This is a genomic window from Bounagaea algeriensis (assembly GCF_054491375.1).
This window is the reverse complement of sequence record NZ_CM137102.1, coordinates 1,791,778-1,810,662: the sequence shown is the minus strand read 5'-3', so window position 1 is coordinate 1,810,662 and position 18,885 is coordinate 1,791,778. Positions and strand designations below refer to the sequence as shown.

20 protein-coding genes and 1 pseudogene are annotated in these 18,885 nt (G+C 71.8%); 9 read left to right on the top strand and 12 right to left on the bottom strand.

What is annotated here, in order from left to right; translation table 11 throughout:
* Nucleotides 1–133 precede the first annotated feature (133 nt).
* The gene (locus ACVGV2_RS08160; protein ID WP_459165440.1) at nucleotides 134–628 is read left to right on the top strand and encodes a MarR family winged helix-turn-helix transcriptional regulator; all 495 of its coding nucleotides are present in this window, start codon (nucleotides 134–136) and stop codon (nucleotides 626–628) included.
* A gap of 18 nt (nucleotides 629–646) precedes the next feature.
* Here ACVGV2_RS08160 and ACVGV2_RS08155 read toward each other — a convergent pair whose 3' ends face one another.
* Nucleotides 647–976, bottom strand: a complete 330-nt coding sequence (locus tag ACVGV2_RS08155) for a DUF2795 domain-containing protein (protein ID WP_459165439.1) — start codon at nucleotides 974–976, stop codon at nucleotides 647–649.
* 133 nt (nucleotides 977–1,109) lie between these two features.
* Nucleotides 1,110–1,373, bottom strand: coding sequence for a GlsB/YeaQ/YmgE family stress response membrane protein (locus ACVGV2_RS08150; RefSeq protein WP_459165438.1), 264 nt, complete (start codon nucleotides 1,371–1,373; stop codon nucleotides 1,110–1,112).
* Between the two features lie 177 nt (nucleotides 1,374–1,550).
* Between ACVGV2_RS08150 and ACVGV2_RS08145 the strand changes: the two genes are divergently transcribed.
* Nucleotides 1,551–1,964, top strand: a complete 414-nt coding sequence (locus ACVGV2_RS08145; protein ID WP_459165437.1) for a CBS domain-containing protein — start codon at nucleotides 1,551–1,553, stop codon at nucleotides 1,962–1,964.
* Between the two features lie 147 nt (nucleotides 1,965–2,111).
* Here ACVGV2_RS08145 and ACVGV2_RS08140 read toward each other — a convergent pair whose 3' ends face one another.
* The gene (locus ACVGV2_RS08140) at nucleotides 2,112–2,864 is read right to left on the bottom strand and encodes a CHAP domain-containing protein (protein ID WP_459165436.1); all 753 of its coding nucleotides are present in this window, start codon (nucleotides 2,862–2,864) and stop codon (nucleotides 2,112–2,114) included.
* Between the two features lie 838 nt (nucleotides 2,865–3,702).
* Between ACVGV2_RS08140 and ACVGV2_RS08135 the strand changes: the two genes are divergently transcribed.
* Nucleotides 3,703–4,035, top strand: coding sequence for a putative quinol monooxygenase (locus ACVGV2_RS08135; protein ID WP_459165435.1), 333 nt, complete (start codon nucleotides 3,703–3,705; stop codon nucleotides 4,033–4,035).
* Here ACVGV2_RS08135 and ACVGV2_RS08130 read toward each other — a convergent pair.
* On the bottom strand, nucleotides 3,968–4,765 hold the full coding sequence (locus ACVGV2_RS08130) for a CDP-alcohol phosphatidyltransferase family protein (protein WP_459165434.1): 798 nt from the start codon (nucleotides 4,763–4,765) through the stop codon (nucleotides 3,968–3,970). The two genes, ACVGV2_RS08135 and ACVGV2_RS08130, sit on opposite strands and share 68 nt — an antisense overlap.
* Before the next feature lie 53 nt (nucleotides 4,766–4,818).
* Here ACVGV2_RS08130 and ACVGV2_RS08125 point away from each other — a divergent pair, with 53 nt between their 5' ends.
* From ACVGV2_RS08125 to ACVGV2_RS08105, 5 genes and pseudogenes are all read left to right on the top strand, one after another.
* Entirely contained in the window at nucleotides 4,819–5,811 is a 993-nt protein-coding gene (locus tag ACVGV2_RS08125; protein ID WP_459165433.1) for a zinc-dependent alcohol dehydrogenase, read from the top strand.
* 44 nt (nucleotides 5,812–5,855) lie between these two features.
* Complete coding sequence (locus ACVGV2_RS08120; protein WP_459165432.1) at nucleotides 5,856–6,254, top strand: 6-pyruvoyl trahydropterin synthase family protein; 399 nt, start codon at nucleotides 5,856–5,858, stop codon at nucleotides 6,252–6,254.
* Nucleotides 6,255–6,259: 5 nt separating this feature from the next.
* Nucleotides 6,260–7,324, top strand: a complete 1,065-nt coding sequence (locus ACVGV2_RS08115) for a glycosyltransferase family 4 protein (RefSeq protein ID WP_459165431.1) — start codon at nucleotides 6,260–6,262, stop codon at nucleotides 7,322–7,324.
* Nucleotides 7,321–8,184 (top strand): class I SAM-dependent methyltransferase, encoded by an 864-nt coding sequence (locus ACVGV2_RS08110; protein ID WP_459165430.1) that lies wholly within the window; start codon nucleotides 7,321–7,323, stop codon nucleotides 8,182–8,184. The genes ACVGV2_RS08115 and ACVGV2_RS08110 overlap by 4 nt, the downstream gene beginning before the upstream one ends.
* A pseudogene (locus tag ACVGV2_RS08105) lies at nucleotides 8,181–8,990 on the top strand (lysylphosphatidylglycerol synthase transmembrane domain-containing protein); the annotation flags it as partial. The gene ACVGV2_RS08110 and the pseudogene ACVGV2_RS08105, both read left to right, overlap by 4 nt.
* Before the next feature lie 63 nt (nucleotides 8,991–9,053).
* Here ACVGV2_RS08105 and ACVGV2_RS08100 read toward each other — a convergent pair.
* The 4 genes from ACVGV2_RS08100 to ACVGV2_RS08085 all read right to left on the bottom strand — a co-directional run bounded on the left by ACVGV2_RS08100 (nucleotide 9,054) and on the right by ACVGV2_RS08085 (nucleotide 14,744).
* Complete coding sequence (locus tag ACVGV2_RS08100; RefSeq protein WP_459165429.1) at nucleotides 9,054–9,929, bottom strand: RibD family protein; 876 nt, start codon at nucleotides 9,927–9,929, stop codon at nucleotides 9,054–9,056.
* Between the two features lie 108 nt (nucleotides 9,930–10,037).
* Nucleotides 10,038–12,044, bottom strand: a complete 2,007-nt coding sequence (locus ACVGV2_RS08095) for a hypothetical protein (RefSeq protein ID WP_459165428.1) — start codon at nucleotides 12,042–12,044, stop codon at nucleotides 10,038–10,040.
* A 656-nt stretch (nucleotides 12,045–12,700) separates the two neighbouring features.
* Nucleotides 12,701–12,991, bottom strand: a complete 291-nt coding sequence (locus tag ACVGV2_RS08090; protein ID WP_459165427.1) for a WhiB family transcriptional regulator — start codon at nucleotides 12,989–12,991, stop codon at nucleotides 12,701–12,703.
* A gap of 166 nt (nucleotides 12,992–13,157) precedes the next feature.
* Nucleotides 13,158–14,744 carry an N-acyl-D-amino-acid deacylase family protein gene (locus ACVGV2_RS08085; protein ID WP_459165426.1) on the bottom strand — a complete coding sequence of 529 codons (1,587 nt, stop codon included), beginning with the start codon at nucleotides 14,742–14,744 and terminating at the stop codon, nucleotides 13,158–13,160.
* Nucleotides 14,745–14,893: 149 nt separating this feature from the next.
* Between ACVGV2_RS08085 and ACVGV2_RS08080 the strand changes: the two genes are divergently transcribed.
* Complete coding sequence (locus tag ACVGV2_RS08080; RefSeq protein ID WP_459165425.1) at nucleotides 14,894–15,409, top strand: mycothiol transferase; 516 nt, start codon at nucleotides 14,894–14,896, stop codon at nucleotides 15,407–15,409.
* A gap of 29 nt (nucleotides 15,410–15,438) precedes the next feature.
* Here the strand turns inward: ACVGV2_RS08080 and ACVGV2_RS08075 are convergent, their stop codons facing one another.
* The 4 genes from ACVGV2_RS08075 to ACVGV2_RS08060 form a co-directional block, all read right to left on the bottom strand.
* Nucleotides 15,439–16,122, bottom strand: a complete 684-nt coding sequence (locus ACVGV2_RS08075; protein ID WP_459165424.1) for an ABC transporter permease — start codon at nucleotides 16,120–16,122, stop codon at nucleotides 15,439–15,441.
* Nucleotides 16,119–16,997 carry an ABC transporter ATP-binding protein gene (locus tag ACVGV2_RS08070; protein WP_459165423.1) on the bottom strand — a complete coding sequence of 293 codons (879 nt, stop codon included), beginning with the start codon at nucleotides 16,995–16,997 and terminating at the stop codon, nucleotides 16,119–16,121. The genes ACVGV2_RS08075 and ACVGV2_RS08070 overlap by 4 nt, the downstream gene beginning before the upstream one ends.
* Nucleotides 16,936–17,370 (bottom strand): GntR family transcriptional regulator, encoded by a 435-nt coding sequence (locus ACVGV2_RS08065; RefSeq protein WP_459165422.1) that lies wholly within the window; start codon nucleotides 17,368–17,370, stop codon nucleotides 16,936–16,938. The genes ACVGV2_RS08070 and ACVGV2_RS08065 overlap by 62 nt, the downstream gene beginning before the upstream one ends.
* A gap of 402 nt (nucleotides 17,371–17,772) precedes the next feature.
* Nucleotides 17,773–18,792 carry an NADP-dependent oxidoreductase gene (locus ACVGV2_RS08060; RefSeq protein WP_459165421.1) on the bottom strand — a complete coding sequence of 340 codons (1,020 nt, stop codon included), beginning with the start codon at nucleotides 18,790–18,792 and terminating at the stop codon, nucleotides 17,773–17,775.
* Nucleotides 18,793–18,885: the final 93 nt, after the last annotated feature.

Here is an 18,885-nt window from a genome sequence, read left to right as displayed (position 1 = left end):
GCGCACTGGCGCGAACAGCGTACGGCGTGCCGACTGCTTCCGGTGCAGCTTCTTCGCAAGAGTTTGCACCGGAAGCGCTGAGCTAAACTCAGCGCCCGAGGCGCGCCCCCGCACGAGTCGAAAGGACCCACCGTTGAACGCCAACGACCCGAACCCCGCCGCGTCGGCACCGAACGATCCGCGCACCGACGACGACGAGATCATCACCTGGTGGGGTCTGGTGATCGAGGGCTACCAGGCCACGCAGGAGCACCTCATGGGAGAGCTCGCCGAGCTCTTCGACCTCTCCCCCGCGTCCTTCGACATCCTCGTGCGCCTCGTGCGCTCGGCCGAGCACCGGATGCCGATGACGAAGCTCGCCCACGAAGCCGCGCTGAGCAGCGGCGGCTTCACCAAGGTCGCCGACCGGCTCGTGAAATCGGAGCTGATCCGCCGCGAACCGTGCGAGGAGGACCGCCGCGTGACCTATGCCGTCCTCACCGACCACGGACGCGACATCGCCGAGCGCGCGCGTTCCGCGTGCGCCGAAATCCTCCGCCGCCGCGTACTGCAACCCCTGGGCGCGGAGGATTCGGCCGCGCTGGCCCAGGCGATGCGGACGCTCCGCAGCGCCAACGCGGACGGATAGCCGGCGCGCTCGACGCCGTCACGTGCGCCTGTTCCTACCGATCTCGTCGACGATGGGATGCGCCGGAGTCCGCGCCTGCTGCTCCGCGAGCGAGCCCTTCTCCGGCTGGCTCGCCTGCTGGGACTTCTGCCCGTGCGTGCGTCCCTCTTCCGCCTCCGAGTCCAGCGGAACGGAACGGAGCACTTCCTGGAGGTTGTCGTAGTCGGCGACCGGCATCGCGCGCAGCGCGCGCACCGTCACCGCATCCGCACCGTGATCGTGCGCGTGCGTCACGATCCGGTCCTTGCTCGCCGGGAAATCCAACGAGGAGAGCGCCTGTTTCACTGACTTGCTGTCGGTGCCCATCATCGCTGTTCCTGTTGTGCTCGCGGGGTTGCTCGGCGCACACCGACCGAGGATGCGCACCCCGCGGCTACCCGCTTCCGGCGAACCGTAACCGGGCCGGGCACGTCCGCTTCGGCGCGCCCGACCCGGAGACCTGTCACGCCCGCGACCGGTGGAACACCAGCCGGTAGATGAGCAGCAGGATCAACGATCCGACCACGGCCCAGATGAAGCTGCTCAGGTTGAACCCGGTGACCCCGCTGTTGCTGAACACCGAGCTGCCGAGCCAACCACCGAGCATGCCGCCGCCGATGCCGATGATGATCGTGACGATGATGCCGCCCGGGTCCCGGCCGGGCATGATGACCTTCGCGATCGCGCCGGCGATCAGCCCGAAGATGATCCAGCTCAGGATTCCCATGAGTCGTCCTCCCCGCGGCCCGTACCGCGCACACGTGTCCGAACAGCCTTTCCGCCCAGGAGTGTGTCACGCTCCTGCACACCACCGCCCACGGTGATCCCCGCAAGGATTATCGGGCCGCGCGCTCGGGTAGTCGCAGGTCGGCCCGGAAAGTCACCCCGGAAGGACGTGAGCGGCATGACAACGGCCCGCGACATGATGACCAAGGACGCCGTCACCATCCGCACCGATGCGACCGCGGCCGACGCGGCCCGCGTGATGACCGAGCACGAAATCGGGGCGATCCCGGTGCAGGGCCAGGACAACCGGCTCAAAGGCCTGATCACCGACCGCGACCTCGTGCGGAAAGTCGTCGGTCAGGGCCGCGATGCCGGTACGTTCCCCGCTGGGGACATCGCCCAGCCCGAGCCGGCGTCCGTGGGCGCTGACGCCTCGGAAACCGAGGTCGTCGACATCATGATCAAGCACGGCGTGCGCCGCCTGCCCGTCGTCGACGGCGGCCGCCTCATCGGCGTCATCAGCCTGGCCGACGTGGCCCGGGTGCTGCCGGAGCAGCGCGCCGGCGAGCTCGTCGCACAGCTGTCGGTATGAGCCGCCGGACATGAGCCACTGGGCACGAGCCGCCGAACATGCAGCAGGCCGCCCCCGGCGGATGGGGGCGGCCTGTTCGCGCGGGTGCGGTGAACGCGTCACCGCCGCACATCGCCGCTGCTCAGCGGAGAGCCGGAAGGCTCAGGTTCACCACGGGGCGACACCGCCGTAGAAGGTGTCCGGGGTCAGCTGGTGCTGCTTGCGCATGACGCTGTCATCCGCGTTGCCCTCGATGGTGGTCACCGTGTTGCCGTCGACGCTTTCCACGATGCCGATGTGCTTGCTGGTGCTGGGCGAGGAGGGGCCGCTGCCGAACAGCAGCACGTCGCCCGGCTTGGCCTGCTGCAGCTGGTCCGCGCCGTAGGCGGTGCCGTGCTGCTGGCCGTCGTTGTAGAGGTCGCCGGTGAAGGCGTACTGCTCGCTGTCGATGTCCACGCCGGCGTCCTCCCACATCTGGGATGTGAACAGCGCGCACCAGGACACGGACTGCGGGGAGTACGGGTTGACGTTGTCGCCGCTCTCCTGCGTGCCGATCTCGGCGCGGGCGTTGTCGACGATGCGTTTGCGCAGGTCCTTCTCGGCCTTGGCCGGATCCGGCTGCTGCTGCGCCTGATTCGGGGCCTGCTGCTGCGGGGCCTGCTGATTCGGGGCCTGCTGCTGCGGGGCCTGCTGGCCTTGCTGCTGAACCTCGGCGACGGGGCGGGGCTGCTCCTGATCCGCACCGCCCGAGGAGGCCAGCGGGGAGGTGAACGCCGCCGTCACGGTCGCCGCCGCGAGCACGCCGGCCGTGCCGACCGTCGCGAGGCCGAACGGGACGCGGTCCGCGAACTTCCGAATCGGGCTTTTCGTCTCGGACGCGTTGTTTTCGGGGGAATTCGAACCGTCGGTGTCTTTCCGCATAGCTCCGGGAGTTTTCAATCGGGGGCGTCTCGGAGTTCATTGCCCGACCCGTCACCGGCCCGAGGCAACAACCCGATGCTGCCGGAGCAATGCGCCCGCAGAACCGAGGTTTCTACGGGGACGACTACCCAGAAAGACCGAACCCGTTGTGAGCCACCGCATGGTTCCTGCGCACCGCGCACGACGCGCCACTTTCCGTGGCTCGATGCAGCTTCGCACCGTGGCGAACGCATGCACGCAACGCGGCGCGAGAGTGGACACGCGCCAGCGGACAGGTACCGGCGGGCAGGCACCGGCGGGCAGGCACCAGCGAACAGGTGGCTGTGCGCAGACCCGTCCGCACCGCCGGAATCCTGCCTCACCCGGCGCGGCGCGACCGCGCCGGGGAGGGCGCGCGCGAGCGTTCCGACCAGTCGGCGAGCAGGAGGAATCCGACGAGAACCAGCACGAACGACACCGCCGACATCGGGCTCACCGACTTTCGCTTCCGGGAAATTCGCCGCTGTTGCGATTCAACCGGCGCCGAGCCCGGAAAGGAACCGCCGACCGGGTGTTTTCCGCACGGCGGTCTCCGGCGAATTCACTTTCGCGCCCTGGACGATTCCGGCCCGGCGCGGCGAATCGCGTTCGGCGCACCTGCCGGCGCGGCGAGGCGCCGCGCGAGGCCCGTCGCTTCCGAGTCCCCGAGGCGCTCCGAGCTGCGCCCACGGCGGTACGCGGCGTGGCCACGCACTCCCCTGCGCGCAGCCTCCCGTGCGCAGCCCTCCCCTGCGCGCAGGACGCACGGATCCTCTACTGTGGATCAGGTGCAAGAGGTGCGTCCAGAAAGGCACGGATCATGATCTTCATCACCGTCAAGTTCCGCGTGCGCTCCGAGTCCGCCGACCGCTGGCCGGAGATCACCGCGGACTTCACCCGCGCCACCCGCAACGAGCCCGGATGCCTGTGGTTCGACTGGTCCCGCAGCATCGAGGACCCCAACGAGTACGTGCTCGTGGAGGCGTTCCGCGACGGTGACGCCGGGGCCGCGCACGTGCAGTCCGAGCACTTCAAGACCGCGCAGCAGACGCTTCCGCCGCACCTGGTGGAAACGCCGCGCGTGATCAACACCCAAGTCGACCAGCAGGACTGGTCCGAGCTCGGCGAAATGGCCGTTCCGCAGCAGAGCTGAACACGCCCGGTGCGGTGGATGCACGCCACAGCCACCAGGTGTCCGCGCCGAACGACCACAGCAGCGACCCCAGCGCCAGCAGCGCCGCGGCGCACGCCACGTGCGTCGCGGCCACCGGTGCTACCGCGATCGCCAGCAGCACGCCCTGCGCGGCCGCGACGGCCTTGCGGCGCCGGCTCGGCGGTAGTTCGGAGCGCATCCACGGCAGCACGCGCCCGGCGAGGACGAACACGTAGCGCAGCGCGCCGATCACCAGCACCCACGCGCCCAGGTGCAGCGCGACGTATCCGCTGAGCACGAGGATGAGCCACGCGTCGAGTTCCATGTCGAAGCGCGCGCCGAACGGGGACGCGCAGTTCCGACGCCGGGCCACCTGACCGTCCACCCCGTCGAGCACGAGCGCGGCGACGACGGGTCCGAGGAACGCCCACCCGGGGATCGGGCCCGTCGTGGCCTGCACCGCCTGCGCGGTCACCGCGCCGATGAGCACTGCCCGCGTCAGCGTCACCCGATCGGCCGGACTCCAGGGGGCGGTGCGGGCTCCGGACCGGCACAGCAGCAGCGTGAGCCCGGCCGCGTAGCCGCCCCCGGCGAGCACCCCGCGTCCGCCGAGCACGCCGCACGCGCTCAGCAGCGCCAACGCGGCGGCCTGCGCGGCCGCGGCCGCCGCCAGTTCGGCGGCGAAACGAGCTCTGCCGGGAGCCGTGCGTGCCACCACACCTCCCAGCATGCCGCGTATCGTCCCGAGCGGACACGCCTCGGCGATCACCCGATGGAGGCGGTATGGCGACCCCGGCTCGCGCGTTCTGGCTCGCCCGGCCGGAGCAGGGCGAGATCCGTTCGACCGCGGTGCCCGACCCGGGCCCCGGCGAGGTCCTCGTGCGCACCCGCTACACCGCCGTCAGCCGCGGATCGGAGGCCCTGGTGTTCCGCGGCGGTGTCGGCCACGACCAGCACCGGCTGATGCGCGCCCCCTTCCAGGAGGGCGAGTTCCCCGCTCCGGTCAAGTACGGCTACCTCAACGTCGGCGTGGTGGATCGAGGACCGGTGGAGCTCCTCGGCCGCACCGTGTTCTGCCTCTACCCGCACCAGACGCACTACGTGGTGCCCGCCGAGGCCGTCGTCCCGGTGCCGGAGGGCGTGCCGGCGCAGCGCGCGGTGCTGGCCGGAACGGTCGAGACCGCGGTCAACGCGTGCTGGGACGCGGTGCCGCTGCTCGGCGACCGCGTCACCGTCGTCGGCGCGGGCATGGTCGGCTGCTGCGCCGCGCGCCTGCTCGCGCGTTTTCCCGGGGTGCGCGTGGAGCTCGTGGACGTGGACACCTCCCGGCAGGTGGTGGCCGAAACGCTCGGCTGCGACTTCGCCACCCCGGAGCAGGCGACGACCGGCCGCGACCTGGTCGTGCACGCCAGCGCCACCGAATCCGGGCTCACCCGCGCGTTGGAGCTGCCCGTCACCGACGGCACGATCGTGGAGCTGAGCTGGTACGGCGACCGACCGGTCACCGTGCCGCTGGGCGGGTTCTTCCACTCGCGCCGGCTGACCGTGCGCGGCAGCCAGGTCGGCACCGTGTCGCCGAACCGGCGCCACCGGGACGTGCGGGACCGGCTCGCGCTGGCGCTGGACCTGCTCGCCGACGAAGCGTTCGACGCGCTGATCACCGGTGAGAGCGAGTTCAGCGAACTGCCCGCGGTGCTGCCCGGCCTGGCCCGCGGTGCAGGCGCGGCGCTGTGCCACCGGATCGTCTACGGTACCGGCGCACCGACAACGCCCTGACCGGCCCGCGACGCACCGGCCCGGCGATCGCGAAGGAGGTGGCTTTGTTCAGCGTCACCGTGCGCGACCACGTGATGATCGCGCACAGCTTCCACGGCGAGGTCTTCGGCCCCGCGCAGCGGCTGCACGGGGCCACCTACCTCGTCGACGCCACGTTCCGGAGGGCCGAGCTGGACGCCGACGACCTCGTCGTCGACATCGGACGCGCGACGGGCCTGCTCGGCGAGGTGCTCGCGGACCTCAACCACCGCAACCTCGACGAGGACCCCGCTTTCGCGGGGCACAACACCTCGACGGAGTTCCTCGCACGGGTGATCGCCGACCGGCTCGCCGAACGGGTGCGCGCCGGCGAACTGGGCGAAAACGCGCGCGAACTCACCGGGATCACCGTCACGCTGTCCGAATCCCACGTGGCCTGGGCGAGTTTCGACCGCTCGTTGTGACGGCCGTGCACTCCATCCACTTCGTGCACCCACCGGAGGCCGACGCCCCCAGCGGCGGCGACCACTACGACCGGCGGGTGGCCGAGGAACTGCGCAGCTCGGGATGGCGGGTGCGGCGCACCGTCCTGCCGGGAAGCTGGCCCCGGCCCGGAGCGGACGACGCGGCACGGTTGGACGCGGCGCTGGCCGCGCTGCCAGGGCGCTGCCCGGTTCTGCTGGACGGGCTCGTGGCCTGCGGAACGCCCGAGGTGGTCGAGCGGCACGCCGCGCGGCTGCCGCTGGCGGTGCTGGTGCACCTGCCGCTGGCCTGCGAAACGGGTACGCCGAGCGATCTCGCGCGGGAGCTGCACCTGCGGGAGGGCCGGGTGCTGCGCGCGGTGCGCCGGGTGCTCGTACCGAGCGGGTGGACGGCTCGCCACATCTCCCGCCGGCACGGCGTGGCACCGTCCCGGATCACCGTGGCCCGACCGGGCGCGGATCCGGTCGTCCCGGCCCGCGGCAGCGGCGGTGCCGGTGCGCTGCTGTCGGTCGCGGCAGTGACGCCGATGAAGGGCCACGACGTGCTCGCGGCCGCGCTGGCGCGGTGCTGCGATCTGGACTGGCACTGCTCCATCGCCGGTTCGCACGCCCGGGCTCCGGGGCACGCGGCGCGGGTGCGTGCCGAAGTCCGCGCCCGCGGGCTCACCGACCGGGTGCGGTTCGCCGGACCGCTGCGGGCCGCGGCGCTCGACGCTGCCTACGCGGCGGCCGACCTGGTCGTCGTCCCCTCGCGGGCGGAGACGTACGGCCTCGTGATCACCGAGGCGCTCGCCCGGGGGGTTCCCGTGGTGGCTTCCGATGTCGGCGGGGCGCCGGAGGCGCTGGGCAGCACCGACGAGGGGGTGCTGCCGGGGATGCTGGTGCCGCCGGCGGATCCGGTCGAGCTCGCCCGGGCGCTGCGCCGGTGGTTGACCGATGCGTGCGAACGTGCGCGTCTGCGCGAAGCAGCGCACCGCCGCCGTGGCACCCTGAACACGTGGCGGGAAACGGCCCGGCAGGTGGGCGAGGCGCTCGAGCGCCTCGGCACGTGAGCACGACCCAGGCCGAGTGGCTCGCGCTGCGGGAACCCGCCGACGCGGCGGCGCGCGCGCAGGAGCTGGTGGAGTGGCTGCGGCCCCGCCTCGTCCCGGTGGGCGGCGAGCTGCGCATCCGCGACCTCGGGTGCGGCACGGGTGCGCTGGGCCGGTGGTTGGCAAGACGGCTGCCCGGACCGCAGCACTGGACCGCGCAGGACCGCGACGCGGACGCGCTCGCCCGGATCGGGCCGGACCTGCACGGCCGAACCGCCGCCGACGGCAGGCCGGTGCGGGTCACCCCGGAGCAGCGCGATCTCACCGCGCTGACGGCGGGAATGCTCGCCGGCACCTCGCTCGTGACCGCTTCGGCCCTGCTCGACGTGCTCACAGCGCCGCAGCTGGAGCGCGTCGCCGCGTGCTGCACCGCGGCGCGGGTGCCGGTGCTGGTGGCGCTGACGGTCACCGGCGGGGTGGCGTTCGACCCGCCGCACCCAGCGGACACGGCGTTCCGCGACGCGTTCAACGCCCACCAGCGCCGCCGTGCCGGTCGCCACCGCCGACTCGGACCGGACGCGGCGGCCGCCGCCCGCATCGCCTTCCGCCGCCGCGGCGCGCGGGTGCTCACCCGGCCCGCCCCGTGGCGGTTGGACGCCGGTTCGGCCGCGCTCGCCGAGACGTGGCTGCGGGGGTGGGTCGACGCGGCGCAGCGGCAGCGGCCGAGCCTGGCGCGTCGGGCCGCGGAGTACGTGCACGAGCGGTTGAGCCTGTTGCGGGCCGGTGAGCTGAGCGTGCGCGTGGAACACGCCGACCTGCTCGTCCTCCCGCCGGGCCGTTCACCGCGCAGCCCGCCCTCGCGCGAGAGGAGGGCGCGATGAGACGTGCGCGGCGCGCGGCGGTGCGCGCGCTCGTCACCGGTGGCGTGCTCGCGCTGCTGGTCTGGCAGGTGGGCCCGGCCGCGTTCGTCCGCGGCGTGCAGGGGCTCGACCTCGTCACCGCGGGGACGGCGCTCGCGCTCGGCGCTGCGTCGACCGCGTGCAACGCGGCCCGCTGGTGCCGCGTCGCGCGTGTCCTCGGCGTGCGGTTGCCGTTGGGTGCGGCGATCGCCGACTACTACCGCGCGCAGTTCCTCAACGCGGCCCTGCCCGGTGGAGTGTTCGGGGACGTGCACCGCGCCGTGCGGCACGGAACGGTCGGGCCGGCGCGCGGACGGCGGGTGCGGGCGGTGGTGCTGGAACGGATCGCCGGGCAGGTGGTGCTGCTCCCGCTCGCGGTGGCGGCGGTCCTGCTCGCCCCGGCGCTGCGGGAGTTGCGGTGGGGCTTGCTGGTCACCGCGCTGGCCGCGGCCGCGATCCTGGGCGGCGCCGTGGTGATCGCCGCGCTGCTCGCGCGCACCGGTCGACGTGCGGCGCGTTGGCGCCGGGTGCTGGCCGAGGCGCTGACCGAGCTGCGGGGGCTCGCCGCCCCCGGCGCGTGCGCGCGGGTCCTCGCGCTGTCGGTGGCGGCGCTGGCGGGGCACCTCGCGCTGTTCGTCGTGGCTGCGCGGTCGGTCGGAGTGGCGGCCCCGGTCGGTCAAGTGCTGCCGTTGGCGGTGGTGGCGCTGGTGGCGATGAGCGTGCCGGCCAACATCGGCGGGTGGGGGCTGCGCGAGGGCGCTGCGGCCGCGGTCTTCGCCCTGGCCGGGCTGGGAGCCGCCCAGGGCGTCGCCGTGTCGGTCGCCTACGGCGTGCTCGCCCTCGTCTCCTGCCTACCGGGCGTGGGCGTGCTGCTGCTCCAACGTCACCGGCCGGGGACCGGTCAGGTCGAGCTCGAACAGCGAGTCGGCGCCGAGGGAGAACCGGCGCACGGGGGCGCGCAGCGCGTCGCGCATGTGCGGCGTTCCCGGAAAGCGCAGTCCGGGCACACCGTCGCCCAGTAGGACCGGGGCGACGGTGACGTACAGCCGGTGCAGCGCATCGGCGCGCAGGAAGCGCGACACGGTCACCCCGCCGCCTTCGACGAGGACGCGGTGCAGACCGAGTTCGGCGAGCCGGCCGAGCACGACGTCGGGGGCGAAACCGCCGGCTTCGCGGGGCAGGTGCAGCGCCTGCACACCTTCGGCACTGCTCGCACCGGTCCCTTCGACGAGGGTCCACAGCGTGGGTGCTGCGCCGTCGGTGAACACCCGCCGGCCGCGCGGCACGCGGCCCTGCGGATCGAGCACGACCCGCACCGGGTTGTCGCCGGTGCAGGCGCGCACGGTCAGGCGCGGGTCGTCGGCGGTGACCGTGTCCGCGCCGACGACGACCGCGTCGGCGAGCGCGCGCAGCCGGTGCAGGTGCTCCCGGTCGTCCGCACCGGTGACGTGCACGGCATCACCGGTGCGGGTGGCGATGCACCCGTCGAGGCTCTGCCCGAGCTGTGCGTAGGTGCAGCGCTGCCCCGCCAGGCACAGCGGGAGGTAGAGCTCGAGCAACCGGTCGGCTGCGGCCGAGGCGGACTCGCCCCACTGCCACCGGCCGGCACCGTCGGTGACCAGTCCGGCGCGCGCCGCCTCGTCCGGGGTGCGGACGCCGAGCAGCCGCCGCCACGCCTCGGCCGCGTCCACGGCGGGCTCGTCGTTCGTCGCTCGTGCCACGCTCATCGTCACCGCGGTTTTCTGTGGCGAAGGAGGTTGTGCGGCGTCACGCTACCGCGGGTGAGCTCGCGCGCACCACCGCGCGCAGCGCACCCGCCGCGGGGCGCGGGGAGGTCACTGGCTGACCCAGTACCCGAAGGAGAGGTAGTCGGCGTACGGGCCGACGTATTCCTGCGGGGATTTCAGTTCTATCCGCACCTGCGAGTCGGTGACCAGTTCGGGCGGGATGGTGAACCGCGTCTCCGCCCAGCCGCGCGGGTGCGTGGTCAGTTCGTGCGTGCCGAGGTGGGTGCCGTCGACGAACACCCGCACCGCACGGCCTCCCGAGGGGACGTCGGGTTTGGGCCCGGTCGCGTCGTGCCGCGCGGTGACCGTTGCCGCGCGGTCCGGGGTGAGGTTGCCGAGGGTGAACGACTCGGAACCGTACACGTGCCGGTTGCTGTCCACGACCGGTCCGCGCGGTGTTTCCGCGGTGGCCACGTCCGTGGTGGGGCGGAAGGTGGCCATCGGCGAGTGCACCGAGTGCTCGTGCGCGCGTTCGCTGTCCATCGAGCCCACGTCGAGGTGGTCGCGGACCTGCCCGGGCACCGGCCGCAGCGGGGTGTCCCCGGTGTCGATGCTGCTGTAGTCCGCGCGGTAGACGGTCATGTCCTGCCGCGCGAGCTCGACCTCGCCGAACAGGCCCGCGTGCTCCAGGTGCTCCAGCCGCACTCCGCCGGGCATGGAGTCGTAGATGGCGAAGTAGTCGGGGCGCTTCTCCGGCGGCATGGCGCGCAGCTCCTCGTAGAGACTGCCCGCGCCGTTGATCGCGGGTTTGGCCAGCCCGTTGGTGGTCAGTCCGATGAGGTCGACCGTGGGCTGCTGTCCCAAGTAGGCGGCCGCGCCGACGTCGTGCACGCCAATGCGGGCGTCGGGCGGCAGGTGCCCGGAGGTCCACGTCGCCAACGACACGATGCGTTCCCGGATCGCGCCGGTGTCCAGGCCGACGGTGTAGGCCCAGGCCGGCAACGAGAGGATCGTGAACAGCCCGGCCGCGCCGAGCACTCCTGCGGCCAGCGCGCGTCCGGCTTCGCGGCCGAACCACTGCGCGCAGCTCATCACCGCCACGACGATGAGCACGATCACCAGCGGCAGGAAGGGGTGCAGGTAGCGGACCTGCTGCCACAGGGCGGTGGCGAGCGTGGACAGGGCCAGCAGGCTCAGCAGCATCCCACCGCCGAGGACGAGACCGACCGTGCGGTGCGTTCCGGGCCGCCGCACGAGCACGGCGAACCCGAGCGCCGCCACGAGCAACGCACCGGGGAAGAAGAAGTCCTGCCTGCTGATACCCGCGAGGATCTCGAGGAACTGCCGCATGTTGTCCGCGACGTCGCCGGCGAACTGGCCCAGGTTGAACGACGGCATGCTCAGCAGCGATTTGGCCTGGTTGCCGTTCGGCGACAGGCTGCCGGTGGCGATCCCGTAGAACAGCAGCTGGCCGACCAGTGCGACCAGCGGCAGCACGCACCACGCGGCGTTCAGCGCGCGCCGCGGCCAGCTCGGCTGCCCGCGCAGCAGCACCCCCAGCATCACGAGGATGATCAGCACCACCACGGGGGCCATCTCGAACCTGCACAGCACGGCGAGCACGGCCACCACCGGTGTCCAGCGGAAGCGTCCCGCGGCGTGTTCCGCGGCGAACACCGCCAGCAGTCCGGTCACCAGCGCGGCCGCCACGGGAGCTTCCATGCCGCTGATCGATGACCACAGCAGCGGTCCGCTCAGCGCGACGAGCAGCCCGGCGCACACCCCGCCGATGCGGCCGACGAGGCGACGGGTGAGCACGGCGGTGAAGGTGGCGGCCAGCACGTGGCAGGTCATTCCGATCACGACCGCGGCGGGCAGCAGGAGGCTGCCGTGGGCGCCGAGGGCGTAGAGCAGTCCGACCACGAAGACGTAGAGCAGGCTGCTGGCGCCGGTACTGATCGGTTCGCCGTCCTGGAAGCGCAGGATCTCGCCCTGGCCGATCTGGCGGCCGTACTGCATGTGGATGTAGGTGTCGTCAAGCGGCGGGATGAAGTGGCCGCCGTTGAAGTACAGGTTCACACCGAGGAAGGTGATCGCTGCGGCCGCGGCCGCCACCGGCACGCTCCACCACAGAAGATCGAAACGGCGACCCCCGGAATCGTCGCCGGAATGATCTCGCTCCGATTCGACGGAAGTTCCTTCCGCACCGTCAATGCGATGTTCTTCGCGCGTTCCGGGAAGCGCTCGTTGATCGATCGACATTCGGCGACTCCGTCGGCTTCGACATCGTGCTGGCGCGCCTCAGCTTGCGGAGAACGGTCTTCACGAGCACCGGAACCGCCCGGTGACCGGCGAAAACAGCCACTTGCGGGCGGCGCCGCCGCTGGGGAGGACCGCGTCGCTGCAGGCGGACGAAAGTATGCCGATCTGCGCGCGCCCTTGCATGCTGATCTCGGCGACGCAAACATCGACACGGCTCGGCACCGGTATCCGAGACCTGTTTTTCACCAGCCTCAGCTACATCGCAGGAGGCGGGTACCGCCGTTCCGGTGTCGGATTCGCGGCATCGCCGCCCGCATTTCCGCGGGTTCGGGGTTCGCCCCGGTGCGCACGAGTCGATGCTCGGCCCCGCGCGTCCTCCCGGCGATCAGCATCCACCGGGCGGTCAGCCCGACCCCGCTCGCCGGTAGCACCGCCCCCGCACGCGCAGAAGGGGCCCGGACGTGATGTCCGGGCCCCTTCTGCGCGTGGCTGAGCGAGGAAGGCGCGGCTCAGTCGCGCGCCGAGCGCTCGGCACTGACCGCACGGGTGTTCCGCCGGGACAGCGAGCGCCGCTCGCGCGGCGTCATACCGCCGAAGATCCCGAAGTCCAATCCGTTGCTGAGTGCGTCGGCCAGGCATTCGGACGCCACCGGGCAGCGAGCACACACCGCTTTCGCGCGGTCGACCTGTTTGGCTCCCAGCCCCACCTCGGAGATCGGGAAGAACAGCTCGGGGTCCTCGTCCCGGCAGGCGGCACGCTCCCGCCAGTCGTCACCCGCGTAACCGTTCGTCTCCGCCATCGTGCCACCTCCTTAAGGAATGAAACTCGCGTACACATGCGGTCTCCCGTCCGCACGCACGCGCGGTCAACACGCGCACACGCACGGGCGGGGAGACCATGACGATCGGATTGACGGTGAAACCCAGGAGTTAACGCTTCAGACCCCGCGGATGTTCCGCGAAGTGTCATGACTCACGATCATTCTCCCCGAGCACCCGGCCCGGGCGCCGTCCTGTTGTGTCACCGTCCACAATCACCGGCTCGCCGTTGACGACCACGGCTCGACACCCGGTCGCCCCCTGCCGCGGTCGTCCGTAGCGCGCCCGATCGTGGATCGCCGCCGGATCAAACACTGTAACGTCACCGACCGCCCCCGTGGCAAGTACACCGCGGCCCGCGAGCCGCAAACGTGTCGCAGGCAACGCCGTCATCTTCCGCACCGCCTCCTCGAGATCGAGCAGACCGCCCTCCCGCACGTACCGCCCGAGAACCCGCGCGAACGTCCCGAAACTGCGCGGATGCGGGTGACCTTCGCCGCGCTCGGCGAGCGTCCACCCGTCACTGGCCACCGCCACGCGGGGATGACGCAGCACCGCGCGCACGTCGTCGTCGTGCATCGAGTGGTGCACGACCAGCGCCTCACCGCGGTGGCTTTCCAGCACGCGCAGCACTGCTTCGGCCGCATCGGTCCCCTCGGCTCGCGCGATCTCCACCACTGAGGACCCAAGATGCGCGGAATAGCGCCCGGCGGGCGTTTCCGCCAGCACGAGTCCGTCCGGATCGAGATCGCGGCCGAACCGCTGCCGCACCTCGGCGGCGATGCGCCGCCGCAGGCCCGCATCGGCGAGCCGCTCCAGCAGGGCCGCGGCTCCCCCGTCCACCGCCCACGGCGGCAGTGCGGTGAGCAGCGAGGTGCTCGACGCGGTGTACGGGTAGACATCGGCGGCCGCGTCGACGCCGTCGGCGCACGCGGAATCCAGCCGTGCCAACGCGCTCGTGACCGAACCGTGATTCTCCGGACCCGCGGCCTTCAGGTGCGACACCTGCAGCCGCGCCCCGCTGCGGCGGGCCGCGGCGATCGCTTCGTCGAGCGCGCCGAGCAGGCCCGCGGCCTCGTCGCGCAGGTGCGTCGAGTACAGCAGGCCGTGCGCGGCGGCCGTGCGCACCAGCGCGGCCACTTCCCAGTCCGGTGCGAACACGCCGGGGGCGTAGATCAGCCCGGTGGAGAACCCGAGCGCGCCCTCGGCCGCGGCCGCGCGCACGCACGCCCGCATCCGCTCGAGCTCCGCCGGGTCCGGCTCGCGGTCCTGCTCGCCGAGCACGGCCAGCCGGATCGCGTTGTGCCCGACCTGCACACCGATGTTGACCGCCGGCCGCGCCCGGTCCACCGCGGCGCGGAACTCCCGCGCGTTTCGCCAGTCCCAGCTCAGCGGACGGTCGTCGAAGATGCTCGCGCGGCGCAGCAGTCCGAGGTCTTCGACCGGGAACGGGGAATGTCCACAGTTTCCGGTGATGAGCGTCGTCACGCCCTGCCGCAGCTGCGGCAGCGCCGCGGGATTCCCCTCGACGGTGAAGTCGGCGTGCGTGTGCAGATCGATGAAGCCGGGAGCCACGACGAGTCCGGTGGCGTCGATCTCACGCGCGCCCCGCAGCCGCCGCACGCCGATCTCGGCGATGCGCCCGGCGGTGATGCCCAGGTTCCCGCGGCGGCGGGCACGCCCCGTCCCGTCGACGAGCGCACCGCCGTTGATCGCGATGTCGTGTTCGGACACGCGCCCCACTCCCCTCGCTCGCTGCGTCGGCTCGCCCACTGCGTCCCCTCGCCCACTGCGTCCCCTCGCCCGCGGCTTGGCACGGTGCTGCACGCGGGCAGCAGGGCTATCCTGTGGTGCGGACGTCGCCGCGCGGAAGGGTTTTTGCGATGACCAGTGCCGACCTGCTCGTCGACGGTTTCGAGCGGATCCGGGAATCCGTGCACAGCGCCGCGGACGGGTTGTCCGCCGACCAGCTGGCCTACCGCGCCGACAGCGCCGCGAACCCGGTCGCGTGGCTGCTGTGGCACCTCACCCGCGTGCAGGACGACCACATCTGCGAGCTGGCCGGAACCGAGCAGGTCTGGACCGCGCAGCGCTGGCACGAGCGGTTCGACCTACCGCTGCCGGTCGACGACACCGGCTTCGGGCACACCGCCGAAGAGGTCGCCGCGGTGCGGGTGCCGGATCCGGAACCGCTGCTCGGCTACCACGACGCGGTGCACGAGCACACCACCGCGTTCGTGCGCGGCATCACCGACTCCGAACTGCCGCGCGTGGTCGACGAGTCCTGGGACCCGCCCACCACGCTCGGCGGGCGGCTGGTCAGCGTCCTCACCGACGGTATGCAGCACGTCGGGCAGGCCGAGTTCGTCCGCGGGATGATCGGACGCGGCGCGAAGTGAGAGCTGGACCGCTGCGGCGGTCGCAGGCCTCACACCGCGAGCCGGCGGATCGTGGCGAACCCGCCCGCGCTGAGCACCACGGCGAGCAGCGCCGCGATCCCGGTGATGCCGAGCGGCCCCAGCTCCGCGATGACCTCCCCGATCGTGGACCACGCCTCGGTCCAGGTCACCACGAGGACGAATCCCACCGCGACGACCAGCTGCGCGGCGAGGTAGCACAAGGCTCCGAGCACGTTCCAGCGCCAGTGGATCAGGCCCCACCACATCCCGTAGGCGAACAGCAGTGCCATGAACACGAACGCGGTCAGCCACGTCAGCGGCCACGGGCCGTCGAGCAACCAGGCGACCCGGAAGAAGTGCATCTGCAGACCCCAGCCGCCGGTGGCCGCCTCGACCGCCTGCAGCACCGTCACGCCGAGCGAGTACACCACGGCGATGACCACACCGAGGCCGAGCGTGCCCAGGTAGTAACTCCGGCGGCTGAGCCCCAGGGCGAGCGCGAACGGCAGCGACCGCGACGTGCTCACGCTGCCCTGCACCGCCAGGAACACGTACAGCGCGGCGAGCCCGCCGGTGAACAGCACGCCCTCCTCCAGCGTCCCCGCCACGAGCGCGTTGGCCGCGAAGACGAGCGCGAGGATGCTGACCGGCAGGATTCCGTACTGGAGCCGGTCGACGAGGTGGTAGCGGCCGATGTTGACGAGCGTGTTCATGACTCCCCCTGTTCGGCGCCGGAGGTCTGGACGAGCAGCTGCTGCAGCGACAACGGCTCCAACTGCACCCCCAACCTCGCGGCGCGGGTCTGGTCCAACGAGTCGAACGGTGCGGCGATGGTCACCACCGAACGGGAACCGAGGCTCTTGCGGTGCAGCACGCGACTTCCGGTGACGAACTCCTGCACCGCGCCGGCGACGCCGGAGACGGTGACCGCGCTGCCCCGCACTTCGTCGCTCGGCGCGCTGACCACGAGCTTGCCGCGGTCGAGCATGACGACGTCTTCGAGCAGGTCCGCGGCTTCGTCGACGAGGTGCGTGGACAGCAGCACGGTGCGCGGGTGCTCGGCGTAGTCGGTGAGCAGCCGGTCGTAGAACAGCTGCCGCGCGGCCGCGTCGAGCCCGGCGTAGGGCTCGTCGAACACGGTGATCTCCGCCCGCGCGGCGAGTCCCACCACGATGGACAGCGCTGAGCGCATGCCGCGGGAGAGCTTCTTGACCCGCCGGTCGAGCGGAAGGGCGAAGTCCTCGACGAGCCGCGCCGCGAGGTCGTCGCTCCAGTTCGGGTAGAACCACGAGGCCGCGCGCACGGCGTGGCGCGCCCGGATATCGGGGAAAACCTGGTCCTCGCGGACGAAGATCATCCGGCGCAGGATCCTGTCGTTCTCCACCGGATCCTCGCCGAGGACGCGGAGCGTGCCGGAGCTGGCGAACTCGTGCGCGGTGATCATCCGCATGAGCGTGCTCTTGCCCGCTCCGTTGCGCCCGAGCAGCCCGGTGATCGTGTCGCGCTGCACCTCGAGGTTGACGTCCTCAACCACCGTGATCCCGCGGTAGTTGCGGGTCAGCCCCCGTGTTGAAATCGCCGGTTCCATTGCCGTGGCCCTCCGCTGTTTTGGTCGTCGTCTCGATCAGCGACAGCAACGTGCCGTGGTCGATGCCCAGGCGCTGCGCTTCGGTCAGCATCGGTTCGATGTACTGCCGGGCGAATCGCGTGCGCCGCTCGGCGAGCAGCTGCTCGCGGGCCCCGCCGGACACGAACATCCCCACGCCGCGCCGCTTCTCCAGCAGCCCCTGACTGATCAGCATGTTGATCCCCTTCGCCGCAGTCGCCGGATTGATCCGGTGAAAGGCCGCGAGCTCATTCGACGAGGGGACGCGATCGCCCTCCGCCAAGCTCCCCTCCGCGATCTCGTCCGAGAGCTGTTCGGCGATCTGCGCGAAGAGAGGAACCCCCTCGTTGAGCACGGTCACCTCCCTGCAAGGCCTTCACCGCCCTACCTAAGCGGTTCACTACTCAACTAATGTACCCAATAGGTGAGCCGGACGCCAGTCCCCGATGAACCGGCAGGAAATGCGGAGATCACCCGGATCCGGCGGCAGCGGTCGTGGTGCGCGTGGAACTGCACGAGCAGCCGGGCACCGCTCGGGAACGACGTGCGGCCGGTAGTCGCAGGCGCGAACCGCGACCCGGTGAGACAGAACGAGGCGGGGGTTCGGTGGTGCGCACCACCGAACCCCCGCCTCGACGGGGCCGCTGCGCAGCCTCGGGGGGACCGCTGCGCAGCCTCGGGGGGACCGCTGCGCAGCCTCGGGGGGACCGCTGCGCAGCCTCCGCGGAACAGCTGCGCAGCGGAGCTGTTCCCCCGCTCACGCGAGGTCGGCGATCTTCACGAGCATCTTGCCCGTGTTCTGGCCGCGCATCATGTCCAGGAACGCCTCCGGGGCGTTGCGCAGGCCCTCCACCACGGTCTCCTGGTAGTGGATCTTGCCCTCGCTCAGCCAGCCGCCGACGTCGCGGGCGAACTGCTCGGTGAGCTCGGGGTGGTCGCCGACGATGAAACCGCGCATCCGCAGCCGCTTGCTCACCATCATGAACATGTTCCGCGGACCCGGTTCGGGTTCGGCGGCGTTGTACTGCGAGATCATCCCGCAGCAGGCGATGCGGCCGAAGTCGTTCATCGCGCCGATGGCCGCCTCGAGGTGCTCCCCGCCGACGTTGTCGAAGTAGACGTCGATGCCCTCCGGCGCCGCCTGCTTCAACTGGTCGCGCACCGGACCGTCCTTGTAGTTGAACGCGGCGTCGAAGCCGACCTCCTCGGTGAGGAAGCGCACCTTCTCCGCCGAGCCGGCGCTGCCGATGACGCGGGAGGCACCGCTGAGCTTCGCCAGCTGCCCGGCCAGCGAACCGACCGCACCGGCCGCCCCCGAGATGAACACGACGTCGCCCGGCTGCTGCTGCGCGATCTCGGACAGCCCGACGTAGGCGGTCATGCCCGGCATGCCGAGCACGTACAGGTAGGCGTTCAGCGGTGCGCGGTCGGGGTCGACCTTCTTCACCCGGCCCGCGTCGAGCACCGCGTAGTCGCGCCACCCGCGGTCGTGCAGCACGACGTCTCCGGCCTCCAGCTCCTCGGAGGCCGAGCTGACCACCTGGCCGACGGCGCCGCCGTCGAGCGGTGCACCGACTTCGAACGGGGCCACGTAGGACCGGCCCTCGTTCATGCGCCCGCGCATGTACGGGTCCACGCTCATCACCAGGTTGCGCACCAGGACCTGGCCCGCGGCGGGCTCGCCGACGGTGACCTCGGTGACGTCGAAGTTCTCCGAGGTGGGCCACCCCCGGGGCCGCGACGCCAGCCGGATCTCCACACCCGTGCGTTCCGTCATTCAGTGCTCCTCTTCCCGTCGGTTGCGTCTCGCAACGGAATTCCCCGCTCGACCATACGTCCGCGGGACCGGTACCAGCTCGCCACCCGCGCC

What these genes read in the sequence shown, in the direction of transcription:
- ACVGV2_RS08145 (WP_459165437.1), top strand. Translation starts at nt 1,551, where the DNA reads ATGACAACGGCCCGCGACATGATGACCAAGGACGCCGTCACCATCCGC.
- ACVGV2_RS08125 (WP_459165433.1), top strand. Translation starts at nt 4,819, where the DNA reads ATGGCGACCCCGGCTCGCGCGTTCTGGCTCGCCCGGCCGGAGCAGGGC.
- ACVGV2_RS08130 (WP_459165434.1), bottom strand. Translation starts at nt 4,765, where the DNA reads ATGCTGGGAGGTGTGGTGGCACGCACGGCTCCCGGCAGAGCTCGTTTC.
- ACVGV2_RS08060 (WP_459165421.1), bottom strand. Translation starts at nt 18,792, where the DNA reads ATGACGGAACGCACGGGTGTGGAGATCCGGCTGGCGTCGCGGCCCCGG.
- ACVGV2_RS08140 (WP_459165436.1), bottom strand. Translation starts at nt 2,864, where the DNA reads ATGCGGAAAGACACCGACGGTTCGAATTCCCCCGAAAACAACGCGTCC.
- ACVGV2_RS08075 (WP_459165424.1), bottom strand. Translation starts at nt 16,122, where the DNA reads ATGAACACGCTCGTCAACATCGGCCGCTACCACCTCGTCGACCGGCTC.
- ACVGV2_RS08155 (WP_459165439.1), bottom strand. Translation starts at nt 976, where the DNA reads ATGATGGGCACCGACAGCAAGTCAGTGAAACAGGCGCTCTCCTCGTTG.
- ACVGV2_RS08150 (WP_459165438.1), bottom strand. Translation starts at nt 1,373, where the DNA reads ATGGGAATCCTGAGCTGGATCATCTTCGGGCTGATCGCCGGCGCGATC.
- ACVGV2_RS08070 (WP_459165423.1), bottom strand. Translation starts at nt 16,997, where the DNA reads ATGGAACCGGCGATTTCAACACGGGGGCTGACCCGCAACTACCGCGGG.
- ACVGV2_RS08135 (WP_459165435.1), top strand. Translation starts at nt 3,703, where the DNA reads ATGATCTTCATCACCGTCAAGTTCCGCGTGCGCTCCGAGTCCGCCGAC.
- ACVGV2_RS08080 (WP_459165425.1), top strand. Translation starts at nt 14,894, where the DNA reads ATGACCAGTGCCGACCTGCTCGTCGACGGTTTCGAGCGGATCCGGGAA.
- ACVGV2_RS08090 (WP_459165427.1), bottom strand. Translation starts at nt 12,991, where the DNA reads ATGGCGGAGACGAACGGTTACGCGGGTGACGACTGGCGGGAGCGTGCC.
- ACVGV2_RS08100 (WP_459165429.1), bottom strand. Translation starts at nt 9,929, where the DNA reads ATGAGCGTGGCACGAGCGACGAACGACGAGCCCGCCGTGGACGCGGCC.